Annotated in this window: 13 protein-coding genes; 10 read left to right on the top strand and 3 right to left on the bottom strand. The window is 30.7% G+C overall.

Annotated features, from left to right (window positions below; translation table 11 throughout):
* The first annotated feature begins 190 nt into the window (after positions 1-190).
* From HMPREF2629_RS08775 to brnQ, 8 genes are all read left to right on the top strand, one after another.
* Entirely contained in the window at positions 191-2,998 is a 2,808-nt protein-coding gene (locus tag HMPREF2629_RS08775; protein WP_017176329.1) for a 2-oxoglutarate dehydrogenase E1 component, read from the top strand.
* An 11-nt stretch (positions 2,999-3,009) separates the two neighbouring features.
* Positions 3,010-4,317, top strand: a complete 1,308-nt coding sequence (odhB, locus tag HMPREF2629_RS08770) for a 2-oxoglutarate dehydrogenase complex dihydrolipoyllysine-residue succinyltransferase (RefSeq protein WP_017176330.1) — start codon at positions 3,010-3,012, stop codon at positions 4,315-4,317.
* Positions 4,318-4,514: 197 nt separating this feature from the next.
* Positions 4,515-4,691, top strand: coding sequence for a hypothetical protein (locus tag HMPREF2629_RS11175; protein ID WP_019835255.1), 177 nt, complete (start codon positions 4,515-4,517; stop codon positions 4,689-4,691).
* 305 nt (positions 4,692-4,996) lie between these two features.
* Entirely contained in the window at positions 4,997-5,806 is an 810-nt protein-coding gene (locus tag HMPREF2629_RS08765) for a VOC family protein (protein ID WP_017176332.1), read from the top strand.
* Positions 5,807-5,840: 34 nt separating this feature from the next.
* Positions 5,841-6,044, top strand: coding sequence for a DUF6501 family protein (locus tag HMPREF2629_RS08760; protein WP_025987180.1), 204 nt, complete (start codon positions 5,841-5,843; stop codon positions 6,042-6,044).
* A gap of 117 nt (positions 6,045-6,161) precedes the next feature.
* Positions 6,162-6,953 carry an ATP-binding protein gene (locus HMPREF2629_RS08755; RefSeq protein WP_017176334.1) on the top strand — a complete coding sequence of 264 codons (792 nt, stop codon included), beginning with the start codon at positions 6,162-6,164 and terminating at the stop codon, positions 6,951-6,953.
* Between the two features lie 12 nt (positions 6,954-6,965).
* Positions 6,966-8,855: a vWA domain-containing protein gene (locus HMPREF2629_RS08750; RefSeq protein ID WP_019835258.1), complete on the top strand. Its 1,890-nt coding sequence runs from the start codon at positions 6,966-6,968 to the stop codon at positions 8,853-8,855.
* Positions 8,856-8,974: 119 nt separating this feature from the next.
* Entirely contained in the window at positions 8,975-10,318 is a 1,344-nt protein-coding gene (gene brnQ / locus HMPREF2629_RS08745; protein ID WP_019835259.1) for a branched-chain amino acid-like transporter carrier protein BrnQ3, read from the top strand.
* Positions 10,319-10,374: 56 nt separating this feature from the next.
* Here brnQ and HMPREF2629_RS08740 read toward each other — a convergent pair whose 3' ends face one another.
* From HMPREF2629_RS08740 to HMPREF2629_RS08730, 3 genes are read right to left on the bottom strand one after another with little or no spacing between them, the layout of a single operon-like run.
* Positions 10,375-11,514, bottom strand: coding sequence for a toxic anion resistance protein (locus HMPREF2629_RS08740; protein ID WP_048762438.1), 1,140 nt, complete (start codon positions 11,512-11,514; stop codon positions 10,375-10,377).
* 35 nt (positions 11,515-11,549) lie between these two features.
* Positions 11,550-12,176: a 5-bromo-4-chloroindolyl phosphate hydrolysis family protein gene (locus tag HMPREF2629_RS08735; protein ID WP_017176338.1), complete on the bottom strand. Its 627-nt coding sequence runs from the start codon at positions 12,174-12,176 to the stop codon at positions 11,550-11,552.
* Between the two features lie 17 nt (positions 12,177-12,193).
* On the bottom strand, positions 12,194-12,466 hold the full coding sequence (locus HMPREF2629_RS08730) for an acylphosphatase (protein WP_048680155.1): 273 nt from the start codon (positions 12,464-12,466) through the stop codon (positions 12,194-12,196).
* A 167-nt stretch (positions 12,467-12,633) separates the two neighbouring features.
* Here HMPREF2629_RS08730 and msaA point away from each other — a divergent pair, with 167 nt between their 5' ends.
* Both msaA and cspA read left to right on the top strand, forming a co-directional pair.
* On the top strand, positions 12,634-12,942 hold the full coding sequence (gene msaA, locus HMPREF2629_RS08725; protein ID WP_017176340.1) for a regulatory protein MsaA: 309 nt from the start codon (positions 12,634-12,636) through the stop codon (positions 12,940-12,942).
* 205 nt (positions 12,943-13,147) lie between these two features.
* Positions 13,148-13,348: a cold shock protein CspA gene (gene cspA / locus HMPREF2629_RS08720; RefSeq protein ID WP_001831260.1), complete on the top strand. Its 201-nt coding sequence runs from the start codon at positions 13,148-13,150 to the stop codon at positions 13,346-13,348.
* Positions 13,349-13,477 lie beyond the last annotated feature (129 nt).

Genomic DNA, 13,477 nt, shown 5'->3' with positions numbered 1-13,477 from the left:
TTATATAATTCCCACTAATTGGGGTCAGTCCATTATCATCTGTGTTTTTTTATTAATATAAAATTAAAAAAGTTTATCTTTATTGAATTTTTTCTTTTTACATAATATTCAGTCAATAGTCTTTATCAATAGTTAAAATAGTGCTATGATGGTTTTGTAAGCGGTTTAACTATTTTGTGGAGGGTATAATATGGCAAAGGATAAAAGGGATGTTACAGAAGCTCCAGTAAATTTTGGGGCAAATTTGGGTCTTATGCTCGATTTATATGATGATTATCTTCAAGACCCAACTTCTGTCTCAGATGATTTACAAGTGCTTTTTAGTACAATAAAAAATGGCGAAGCACAAGTTAAAGCTAAGTTTACCACAGATGGGAGTGGTACTTCAGCAGATGATAGCACAATCAAACGTGTCATGCGATTAATTGATAATATTAGACAATATGGTCATCTAAAGGCTGATATTTATCCTGTAAATGCGCCTAAAAGAACGCATATCCCAAAATTAGAAATTGAAGATTTTAATTTAAATAAAGAGACATTAAAAAATATTTCATCTGGTATCGTATCAGATCACTTTAGTGATATATACGATAATGCTTATGAAGCGTTAAAGCGTATGGAAAAGCGTTATAAAGGCTCTATTGCGTTTGAGTACAATCATATTAACAATAATAAAGAACGTACTTGGTTAAAACGTCGTATTGAAACACCTTATAAAGCTACCATTAATAGTGATGAAAAAATTAACTTATTTAAAACACTTGCTCATGTTGAAGGTTTTGAAAAATATCTACATAAGAATTTTGTTGGAGCAAAACGTTTCTCAATTGAAGGTGTAGATACATTAGTGCCAATGTTACAACATACATTGAAGCGTGCTGCTCAAGAGGACATTCAGAATATTCAAATTGGAATGGCACATAGGGGACGTCTCAATGTTTTAACACATGTATTAGAAAAACCTTATGAAATGATGATCTCAGAATTTATGCACACGGATCCAATGAAATTCTTACCTGAAGATGGCAGTTTAAAACTTACTGCTGGTTGGACAGGAGACGTTAAATATCACTTAGGTGGCGTTAAAACTACTTCTTCATATGGTATTGAACAATGTATTTCTTTAGCAAACAATCCAAGTCACCTAGAAATTGTAGCACCTGTAGTTATAGGAAAAACACGTGCTGCTCAAGATGATACACATCATGCGGGTGGACCAACTACAGATTTCCATCACGGTATGCCAATTATTATTCATGGAGATGCTGCATATCCTGGTCAAGGTATCAATTTTGAAACAATGAATTTAAGTAATTTAAATGGTTATTCAACTGGCGGAGCACTACATATAATTACAAATAACCGAATTGGTTTTACAACTGAACCTATTGATGGTCGTTCTACAACGTATTCATCAGATATCGCTAAGGGGTACGATGTACCTATTCTTCATGTGAATGCAGATGATGTAGAAGCGACAATTGAAGCAATTGATATTGCTATGGAATTTAGAAAAGAATTCCATAAAGACTTTGTCATTGATTTAGTAGGTTATCGTCGATATGGACATAACGAGATGGATGAACCATCTATTACAAATCCAACGTTATATCACAATATTAGACAGCATGATTCAGTTGAAGTGATTTATGGAAATAAACTTGTAGATGAAGGTATTTTAACGAAAGAACAAATGTCTGAAATCATTGATTCTGTACAAAAAGAAATGCGTACTGCTCAAGATAAAATTGATAAATCAGATAAAATGAATAGTACTGTAATGAATAAACCTGAATCGCTTCAGTTACCTTTACAAAGTGATAAAAAAGAGTTTAGCTTTGAACATTTGAAAGAAATTAATGATGCAATGTTGAACTATCCTGAAGATTTCCAGGTATTTAGAAAATTAAATAAAGTATTAGAAAAACGTAGAGAACCTTTTGAAAATGAAAATGGCCTAGTTGATTGGGCTCAAGCAGAACAATTAGCTTTTGCAACAATTGTTCAAGATGGCATATCAATTCGTTTGACAGGTCAAGATAGTGAACGTGGCACATTCAGTCACAGACATGCTGTACTACATGATGAAGACAATGGCAATACGTATACACCGCTTCACCATGTACCAAATCAAAAAGCAACATTTGAAGTGCATAACAGTCCATTATCAGAAGCTGCAGTCGTAGGCTTTGAATATGGATATAATGTTGAAAATAAAAATAGTATGAATATTTGGGAAGCCCAATATGGAGATTTTTCAAATATGGCACAAATGATTTTTGATAATTTTATGTCATCTGCCAGAGCCAAATGGGGCGAGCGTAGTGGTCTAACTTTATTCTTACCACACGCTTTTGAAGGTCAAGGTCCTGAACATTCATCAGCACGTTTAGAAAGATTCTTACAACTGGCGGCTGAAAATAATAGTACAGTGGTCAATCTATCAAGTTCTAGTAACTACTTCCATTTATTACGTGCACAAGCTAAAAGTTTAAATACTGAAGCGATGAGACCATTAATTGTGATGTCACCTAAGAGTTTGTTAAGAAATAAAACAGTGGCTAAGCCAATTAGTGAATTTACAACTGGCAGTTTCAAACCAATTATTGTTGAAGATGCTCAAAAAGCTAAAGTAACAAAAGTCATTTTAGCTTCTGGAAAAATGTTTATTGATTTAAAAGAAACATTAGCAAAAGAACCTAATGAAAATATACAACTTATTGCTGTGGAAAGATTATATCCTTTCCCAGAGGAAGACATTAAAAAAGCTTTAGAAGAATTACCAAATTTAGAATCTGTTGCTTGGGTTCAAGAAGAACCTAAAAACCAAGGCGCATGGTTATTTGTTTACCCATATCTTAAATCTATTGTTGGACATCAATATAATTTAAGTTATCAGGGTAGAATACAACGTGCAGCACCTGCCGAAGGTGATGGAGAAATTCACAAACTTGTTCAACATAAAATTATTGAAAATAGTGTCAAAAATAACTAGGGGGAAATATAATGGCAGAGGTAAAAGTTCCAGAATTAGCAGAATCAATTACAGAAGGTACAGTTGCAGAGTGGCTAAAAAACATAGGGGATAATGTTGAAAAAGGAGACGCTATTCTTGAATTAGAAACTGACAAAGTGAATGTTGAAGTTGTATCTGAAGAAGATGGTATACTTCAAGAACAACTTGCATCTGAAGGCGACACTGTAGAAGTGGGCCAAGCTATTGCAATTGTCGGTGAAGGTAAAGGTAGTACAAGTAGTTCAAGCAAATCACAAAATAACGATTCAACTTCTGAAAATGAAAACATAAAAACAGATTCTGCAGAAACTAATCATTCAACACCACGCACTTCTACTGAAGCACAAGGTAGCGATACAAGTTCAAATGACGACTCAGAATCAATCAATAATAAAAGAGTGAATGCAACGCCATCAGCACGTCGTCATGCTCGTAAAAATGGTATTGATTTAAATGAAGTAGCTGGAAAAGGTAGCGATGTGATAAGAAAAGAAGATGTTGATAATCGTCAAAAAACAAGTCAATCTAATCAAAATACTCAACCTAATTCACAACAAGAAACATCTAAAAAATCAACTGCTAATACGCCTAATAAACCAGTGATTCGTGAAAAAATGTCTAGAAGAAAGAAAACAGCTGCAAAAAAATTATTAGAAGTATCTAATAATACCGCAATGCTCACAACATTTAATGAAGTTGATATGACAAATGTAATGGAATTAAGAAAACGTAAAAAAGAACAATTTATTAAAGATCATGACGGCACTAAATTAGGATTTATGTCATTCTTTACTAAGGCAGCAGTAGCAGCACTCAAAAAATATCCAGAAGTTAATGCTGAAATTGATGGAGACGATATGATTACTAAACAATACTATGATATTGGTATTGCTGTTTCAACAGATGATGGATTATTAGTACCATTCGTTAGAGATTGTGATAAGAAAAACTTTGCTGAACTAGAAAAATCAATTGCAGATTTAGCAGTAAAAGCACGTGATAAAAAACTTGGATTAGATGATATGGTAAATGGTTCATTTACAATCACTAATGGTGGTGTATTTGGTTCTATGATGAGTACACCAATTATTAATGGTAATCAAGCTGCTATCTTAGGTATGCATTCAATTATCACTCGTCCAATTGCTATTGATAAAGATACAATCGAGAACAGACCAATGATGTACATTGCATTAAGCTATGACCATAGAATTATTGATGGCAAAGAAGCAGTTGGATTCTTAAAAACAATTAAAGAGCTGATCGAGAGCCCAGAAGACTTATTATTAGAATCTTAATTTCATTTATTAAAGCGCTAAATATATTGAAATCTTAATCATAAATTGATAAAGAGTAGAATAAGTTCATAATGAATTTATTCTACTCTTTTTAAGTTTTAGTTATATTAGCATTAAAAAAATTACGCTAGAATATTTCGATATTATCATTAGTTAAAAATAAATATGTAATATAGAAATAAAAGAAGATAACGTAAATGTATCCTAATAATGAGAATATAAAAAATAGCAGAGAAGCGCATCCCTCATTATCCATTTATGACTTTTCCAAAGCAGATGCTAACATGTATAAAAATGATAAATTAAGTATTATATTTGGACAAAAAACAGCAAATATTCTTAAGAGTATTACAAAAGAATCTATTAAAAAATAATAATTATTAAAACTACAATAAGTTAAAAACGAACTTTATATAATTTATCAAGTTTGTTTTTAGACAATTAAATAACCTATGATATCCCCCCTGCCTTTATAAAACAAGGTAGGGGAGGGGTATAACATATATATTATCTTATATATATGTTATTTATTATACAAACTTTAATCATTTATAATATTTTTATTTACGTATATTTTATAATAAAAAACAATACTCTTATTTAAGCGTTCAACATATTATTCATATATAAAATACGTTATAATGTTTAAGAAAAGATATATAAATGGGAGTGTCGATGAATGAGTGGACTAAGAAGTGTTACGATTGGAACAAGTGATCTCTCAAAAACACAGAATTTATTTCATAATATTTTAGGTCTTAATGTTGCAACAAAAAGACAGGCATTACGTTTTGGTGATGCTGAATTAAATCCTGGTACAAGACTTCACTTTGTAGAAGTTCCTAATCCTAATTATAGAAATGTACATATATCAAGCGTGGGATTAAGAACACCATCGAATGCTGGTTTAGAAGAATATCAACAAATATTAGAAAAAAATAATATTCAATTTAGTTCAATCACTGAATTAAACGGTAATCAGCACTTTAATTTTAAAGATGATAATCATCAAATTTTTGATATCTATTCTAATGAACTGAATGTTGGTATTGGATTAGGCACACCTACTTTTGAAAGTGCTGTTAATCCTCTTCACCAAATTCAAGGGTTGGGACCAGTAATTATTAAAGTAAACGAATTATTGGTTACAACTTCTATCTTTAAAAATGTATTTAATTTAACGCATTATGCTGAATATGAATCTACTGAATTTCCTGATCAAACTGTCCAGGTATTTAAAATCGGAGATGGTGGACTTGGTGGAGAAATTCATTTATATCAATCTAATGAACAAGTTGAATTAAAAGAAGAAGGAATTGTGGAACAAATTGAATTCAGTACAAATTCAACTGAAGACTTTGAACATGCACGAAAAGAACTGGATGAAATTGGTATTCCTTATCAAATATTAAATCAAGGTGATGCTCAATCGTTACGCATTACTGAAGGTAGCGGCATCTCTTTCATATATACTTTAGAAAAAAAATAATATAATTCATTTTATTGGAGGATTTAAAATGGCAATGTTACATGAAGATTGGAAATCACGCACACCAATTAAACAAGTGATGGTAGTTAATACTGATGCAAAAAAATTCACAGTATCAGATATGCTTACTATTGGAAAACAATATGATGTCATCAATGAAACTGAAGAATATTATCAAATCATTGATAACTCTGGTCTAGTAGGTGGTTATTACAAAGATTATTTTAAAGAAGTTTAAATACATTCAATTTCTAAAAGATAACGATTAAATTAAGACTCAGAGTGATGTACCAATATCTATACATTTATACACGCTCTTGGTCTATTTTTTCATCTTATAAAGGAGAATATTAAAATGCCAAATAATCATTATATCAATTCAGATCAATCTGTATTCAATGATGCACAAGCATTGTTTAATTTAAATAAAAATATTTTATTAAAAGGCCCTACAGGCTCTGGTAAAACACGATTAGCTGAAACTTTAAGTGAAGTAGTCCAAACGCCGATGCATCAAGTTAACTGTTCTGTTGATTTAGACGCAGAGAGCTTATTAGGTTTTAAAACAATAAAAACAAATGAACAAGGTCAACAAGAAATTATTTTTATTGACGGCCCAGTTATAAAAGCCATGCGAGAAGGTCATATCTTATATATTGATGAAATCAATATGGCTAAACCTGAAACATTACCTATTTTAAATGGCGTATTAGACTATAGACGTCAGTTAACCAATCCATTTACTGGAGAAGTAATTAAAGCAGCCCCTGGTTTCAATGTAATTGCTGCGATAAATGAAGGCTATGTTGGTACATTACCAATGAATGAAGCATTAAAAAACCGCTTTATTGTCATACAAGTTGATTACATTGGAGGAGACATTCTTAAAGATGTCATTAAACAACAAAGCCAGCTTCAAGATGATGATATAATTAAAAAAATCATTAAATTTAATGAAGACTTACGTACAATGTCAAAACAAGGACAAATTTCAGAAGAAGCAGCTAGTATTCGTGCGTTAATTGACTTAAGTGACTTAATTACAGTTATGCCAATAGAGAGAGCAATTCAGCGTACAATTATCGATAAACTTGAAGATGAACGCGAACAGCAAGCCATCAGAAATGCAATCGAACTAAACTTTTAGAGAGGGATTATTATGAGTGATCGTTTTATAAAATTTAATGATGAGCAGCTAGATGCTAAGCAAGTCATGATGTTACAAGATTTAGCGCGCTTACTACTGAAAAACGAACAAACTAAAGTAAAAATTCAAAAGTTCCCTTATTATGATCCTATTAATAATACTTTAATTACAAGTTGGTTTTGGTCTCATCGTCCAAAAGATATTGAAAGTGCAGGGTTAAAAACAGATGTCATGCTCGCTGCATACGGTTATAAAATGATGGACGAAGCTATCGTAAATGAAGTTCTTCATGATAATGAATTTAGCCATCCCAAATTTTATCATCAACTCTTTAGATTGCTAGAAGATATGCGCGTTTTTAATTTTATTAAAGAGGAGCGACCTAGCACTGCTAAACAAATTGATTTAAGAGTAAAAACTCGATTATCTTATACGGAATCACAAATTAAATTCTATAAAACAAAAACGGTATATACAGATTTACTTTTCTTATATTTAGAGCGCGCATTTTTAAGTCAAAACTTCTTTGATATACCCACGATACATCCACAATTAGATGACATATTAAATCACATGTTTCAATATTTACCTGATTTTTTCCAAAATGAATCATCTGAAGATAATATGTATCTTGCACAACGTGTCATGTTCCAAATCGATGAAATGTTATCACATGATATGTTAAATGAATATTATCATCTTCCTAGAAAAGTATATGAAGCTATTCATGAAATGTCTTACGAGGATATTAAACGTATGGATGCAAGTAATGTTGATGGCCAAGATAATACAAACGAAGAAACTGACACTACATCAGCCGAAGCTGAAACAAACGCTCAAGATAGTAAATCTGAAGGTGGCGCTTATCTTGAAATGGAATTACATGAAGGTGAAAATAGTGATGTTATGAGTGATAACGACACTGCACGTGAAGGTGATTCAACTGATGATATGACAGATATGATGACGAAAAAAGGACGTGGCTCTAATCATGCACTTGATCGTGATGAAGGCGGTTCTATAGGTTCTAATCCATCATTTGCTTTACGTGGTATTAATGAAAATGTCGAAATAGAATGGAAAGTACCTGATATAGAGCCAGAGTATATTTCAAGCTACCAGCAAGTTAAAAATGAAGTACAATTTGAAACTAAAGATTTAATTCAGATTATAAAGAAAACCATCGATAGAGAACATGTTGACGAACGTCATAATTTGACTAAAGGTCGTCTTCAACGTGATTTAACCAATTGGTTTATTGATGATCAATATAAATTGTTTTATAAAAAACAAGACCTTAGTAAAACATTCGATGCGACTTTTACATTACTGATTGATGTATCTGCTAGTATGTTTGATAAAATGGAAGAAACGATTAAAGGCGTCGTATTATTTCATGAAACATTAAAAGCACTCAACGTTAAACATGAGATACTTGCTTTTAATGAAGATGCTTTTGACTCTGATGATCGAAAACAACCCAATATCATTGATGAAATCGTTCATTACGATCGTTCAATCATGGAAAAAAGCGGACCACGCATTATGTCATTACATCCTCAAGATGATAATAGAGATGGCGTAGCTATACGAATTGCAAGTGAACGTTTATTAAGAAGAAGTCATCAACAACGTTTCTTAATTATCTTTTCAGATGGGGAACCTTCAGCGTATAACTATGCTCAAGACGGTATTTTAGATACGTATGAAGCTGTGGAAATGGCGCGTAAATTTGGAATCGAAGTATTTAATGTCTTTTTAAGCCAAGATCCTATTACTGAAGATATTGAAGAAACCATTCATAATATTTATGGACAATTTGCATTATTTGTAGAAGGTGTTGAAAATTTACCGAGTCACTTATCACCATTGCTAAAAAAATTATTATTAAAATCTTTCTAATAATTAAACTGTATATTGATTTATAATATTCAAATTTTTGTGACATACATAGACTTGTCAATTCTTTTTGTGCTAGAATGTTAAATATTGCAAACATATACATAAAAAGGAGCAATTCTATGAATAAACATACTTGGATTATCGGCTTTACGCTATTTGCTATGTTTTTTGGCGCAGGTAATCTAATTTTTCCTCCTAATTTAGGACAAGAAAGTGGTGCCTATTTCTGGCCAGCAATTTTAGCTTTTTGTTTGACTGGAATAGGCTTACCATTACTTGGAGTAGTCGTTGGGGCACTTGATAAACAAGGATATATTGGTGCCTTTAATAAACTGTCACCGAGATTTTCAGTTATCTTTCTCATTATTATTTATTTAACCATTGGACCTCTATTTGCTATACCACGTACTGCATCTACGTCTTTTGAAATGACTATTACACCCATTACGCATTCAAATAGTAATATGTCTTTATTCATTTTTACACTTATTTATTTTATTGTTGTTTTATATTTATGTATTAATCCTGGTAAAATAGTAGATCGAATTGGATCTTTATTAACTCCTTTATTATTAATTACAATTTTGGCCATGATTATTAAAGGATTTGTAGATTATAAGGGACACAGTTCATCTCATGGAAATCCAGAGATATATTCTTCAAATATAGAAAGTTTTTCACACGGCTTTATTGAAGGGTATTTAACAATGGATGCAATTGCAGCAATTGCATTTTCAATGATTGTGGTTAATGCCATTAAAGCAACAGGAGTTAAACACACCAATCAAATATTTAAACAAACAGTTATAGCTGGATTTATTGCCGCTTTAGCATTAATTTTTATATATGTTTCTTTAGGCTATATTGGTAATCATATGGGAATAAGTCAAAATACGATTACATCTCTAATGGCTAAAAATCAAAATATAGGAACTTATTTACTTACTACCATGGCTACAAACGGCTTTGGTATTCTAGGAAAATACTTACTAGGTATCATTGTTGCTTTAGCTTGTTTAACTACAGCTTGTGGACTTATTGTATCTGTGAGTCAATACTTTTATAGTATATTTTCAAAAATTAGTTATAAGGTATATGTTATAGGTTTTACAATTATCAGTTTTATATTGGCTAATTTAGGATTAAATACTGTTATAAACATGTCTGTTCCTGTGTTAAGTATTATTTATCCTGTAGCCATTACTATGATTATTTTAATTTTACTTGCGCGTTTTATTCCAACTAAACCTATTGCGCAACAAATACCTATTATTATTGTTAGTCTTGTTTCAATTGTAAGTACAATAAATACATTAGGTTTAATAAAATTAAATGTTATAAATCATTTACCCCTTAAGCAATATTCTTTAGAATGGTTACCTATAGCTATCATTTCAATCATAATGGGGTATATCGTATCTAAGTTTATAAATCAATCGTATATTGTTTATCAAAAGGAATAGATATACTAAACACCGGTTACTTCTTTAAATGAGAGCAATCGGTGTTTTAATTTTATCTATTCTTTTTTCATAGTAAGTAAATGTTCTTTTAATTCATTCTCGAGTTGTGATAATTCTCTTTCAGCTTGTTGACGTTTTTGACGTCCATTATATTGAATTTGCAGTGTTTGTTCAATCGTTTCAATGATGTCATTTTGAGTCGCTTTAAGCGTTTCAATATCTACGATACCACGTTCATTTTCAGTAGCCGTTTCAATTGCATTTTGTTTTAACATGGCTGCATTTCGTGTAAGTAAATCATTTGTGGTATCAGTAACTGCACGCTGAGCTGTTACAGCATTTTTTTGTCTCATTAAAGTGAGGGCAATAGCCATCTGATTTTTCCATAAAGGAATACTTGTGAGAATAGAACTTTGAATTTTTTCAGCTAATGCTTGATTCACATTTTGAATCATACGAATTTGCGGCGCTGTTTGAATTGCAATTTGACGTGATAATTGTAAGTCATAAATTTTTTTATCTAATCGATCAACAAATTGCTCCATATCAGCGACACTTTGAATATCCATTTGATTACCAGATTGTTCTGCATGTTGACGCAATTTAGGCAATTCATTAGCATTTATTTCTTGTTTTTTACGCTGTGCAGCAGCAATGTATAGAGAAACATCCTCAAAATATACTTTATTTTGTTCATAAAGATGATCGAGTAACTGAATGTCTTTAGTTAAATTTCCTTTATGCTTATCCAATTGAATGGTGATTCTATCAACTTGTGAACTTACAGATTGCATTCTAGAAAATACTTCATTTATTGAAGCTTTTGTTCGTCTAAATAAACGTTTAAGTTTAGATTGATTGTCTTGATTCAAGTCATCAGGATTAACTTCTCTTAACTTAGACATTAATTGATTTAAAGTATCACCAATAGGACCCACATCTTTCGATTGAACTTCATCTAACATTTGATGTGAAAATTGAGACATGTTCTGTTGTAGATGTGTCCCAAAAGATAATAGGCCTTCACTATCTAGTGGTTTGATTTGTTGACTAATTGAATCAATTTTTTTTAAATCTTGTTCGTTAAATTGTTGTTCAAAGTCTTGCTTAACATTTTGAGTTGAAACATCATGCGTTTGATGATCTATATAATCATCTAATGGATGTGAGTTAATAAATTGGTCTTTTTGATTCATTTAAAAATTCTCTCCATTCTTATCTTAACTTTAAATTAGTATTTTTTATATCGCTTGTGTTGTAACCGATTAAGTTCCATTTCAATATCTAAACGCTCATAATCATCTTCATTAAGTCTTTTTAAATCTGCAATAAGTGTACGTTTCACCTCATCTAAAGTAATACGTGTTTGCTCTAATTTTTGCTTTTCTTCAGCAGATTTTTTTGGCATTTTAGATAAACGGGTATATGCATCAATTAAATTTAGTGCATTATCTATATGCGAATAAAAGAAACTTTCTACTTTGAAAAATGATGAAGGTCTCTGTTTAACAGCAAAATGAATAGACTTAGAAATTTTATAAATATCATTAATTTGACGAAAATCTTTAATCGATCTGATATTAATATATGATTTTAAAATATTACGAATTTTATTATGTGATTGATTGAGTTGTTGATTAACAAAACGATAGTCTCTACGTGATAATCCAATTTCATTTAAATATTTTTTGGATGTCAATCTTTGAGTAGGAAAATAAGATACAAAAAACATTCCAATACCTATTAGGGCATCAAGTATAAAGGATAAATCAAATCCAAATACACTTGTCACCCATGAGATAATAGCTATTGGAATTCCTACTAAAACACCCAGAAGCCGAGAAAGGTTATATCTCAATATTCATCTTCCTTTATTTAATAAATCGTTTTAAATTCTGAGTATCTATTTGTTACGTCTAAATCTTCAATACTATAATCAGAAACTGAAGATGCAGGAGAAGCACCAGCAATCACTTTATTAATAAATGATTTTATTTTTTCCTCGTCACCTTGAGCATATATATCTACATAATCCTCAACATTTTGAACAGTACCAAATATATCAAGTTTTTTTGCAATTAATTCAGTATGATGACGGAACCCTACACCTTGGACAGTTCCAAATACTTGTATATGTTTATGTTGCATCATTATCACCTCTACATTATATTATACGTATTTTTCCTACAAAAAACTAATAATTAATATACATATCATCTTTATCTCAATTAAAAGAACGGAGTCTTTAAGCTTGAATTCGTCTAAAAAAAAGTTACAATATTTATTAGAGTTTTAATTTGAGAGGGGACTTAGTCATGTGGACAGTTGCAAAGATTCGTGCAGACTACGAGGGATGGTGGTTATTTAGCGACTGGACAGAAAAAATCGTAGAACAACATCATTATAGTAACTATGAAGAAATGTTAGAAGATTATCAATCAATTATTAAAAAAAGTAAAAAATATTATAATAATTATGTTATTGGGAAATATAATATTTATGCATTTTATAATAATTGTGATTTAAATTTTTGTGAAGATTGTGATGAAGATTTACAAATATTTTATAGTTTTATTGTTTTAAATAATAAAGAAGTTTATTATAATCTACCAAAAATTAATTAAAAGAGAATTTTCTATAATTGTATTGCAATTTAGTTCAAACTAACATATAATAGTTATCAAGCAATAGTTTTATTCCATATTGCAAAGAATATCTGTAATATTGATTGATAGCATTTTGTTATTTATACATATTTATAACACGTATTTTTTGTAATATGCGAATAATGCATATTGAATGAATTTTAGTCTTGGAGGTTTCACAATTATGAAACAAGGTACAGTTAAATGGTTTAACGCTGAAAAAGGTTTTGGCTTCATCGAAGTTGAAGGAGAAAACGACGTATTCGTACACTTCTCAGCAATTAACCAAGAAGGTTATAAATCATTAGAAGAAGGTCAATCAGTTGAGTTTGAAGTAGTTGAAGGCGATCGCGGTCCTCAAGCTGCAAACGTTGTTAAACTATAATTTATAGATTGCAAAAATTGACTTTAGTAACACCTTACCAAGATGTAGGGTGTTTTTTATATATAAATGAGGCTGGGACATAAATCTCAGAAAAAATGAGGCTGGGACATAATTTCTAACAAATTAGCC

Source organism: Staphylococcus sp. HMSC034C12, from assembly GCF_001835895.1.
In the GTDB taxonomy this organism is placed as follows: Bacteria; Bacillota; Bacilli; order Staphylococcales; family Staphylococcaceae; genus Staphylococcus; species Staphylococcus hominis.
This window is presented reverse-complemented; position numbering and strand designations above follow the sequence as displayed.

Excerpts from the sequence above, each read along its gene's own strand:
- HMPREF2629_RS08775 (WP_017176329.1), top strand. The coding sequence starts at position 191 with ATGGCAAAGGATAAAAGGGATGTTACAGAAGCTCCAGTAAATTTTGGG.
- odhB (WP_017176330.1), top strand. The coding sequence starts at position 3,010 with ATGGCAGAGGTAAAAGTTCCAGAATTAGCAGAATCAATTACAGAAGGT.
- HMPREF2629_RS11175 (WP_019835255.1), top strand. The coding sequence starts at position 4,515 with ATGTATCCTAATAATGAGAATATAAAAAATAGCAGAGAAGCGCATCCC.
- HMPREF2629_RS08765 (WP_017176332.1), top strand. The coding sequence starts at position 4,997 with ATGAGTGGACTAAGAAGTGTTACGATTGGAACAAGTGATCTCTCAAAA.
- HMPREF2629_RS08760 (WP_025987180.1), top strand. The coding sequence starts at position 5,841 with ATGTTACATGAAGATTGGAAATCACGCACACCAATTAAACAAGTGATG.
- HMPREF2629_RS08755 (WP_017176334.1), top strand. The coding sequence starts at position 6,162 with ATGCCAAATAATCATTATATCAATTCAGATCAATCTGTATTCAATGAT.
- HMPREF2629_RS08750 (WP_019835258.1), top strand. The coding sequence starts at position 6,966 with ATGAGTGATCGTTTTATAAAATTTAATGATGAGCAGCTAGATGCTAAG.
- brnQ (WP_019835259.1), top strand. The coding sequence starts at position 8,975 with ATGAATAAACATACTTGGATTATCGGCTTTACGCTATTTGCTATGTTT.
- HMPREF2629_RS08740 (WP_048762438.1), bottom strand. The coding sequence starts at position 11,514 with ATGAATCAAAAAGACCAATTTATTAACTCACATCCATTAGATGATTAT.
- HMPREF2629_RS08730 (WP_048680155.1), bottom strand. The coding sequence starts at position 12,466 with ATGCAACATAAACATATACAAGTATTTGGAACTGTCCAAGGTGTAGGG.
- msaA (WP_017176340.1), top strand. The coding sequence starts at position 12,634 with ATGTGGACAGTTGCAAAGATTCGTGCAGACTACGAGGGATGGTGGTTA.
- cspA (WP_001831260.1), top strand. The coding sequence starts at position 13,148 with ATGAAACAAGGTACAGTTAAATGGTTTAACGCTGAAAAAGGTTTTGGC.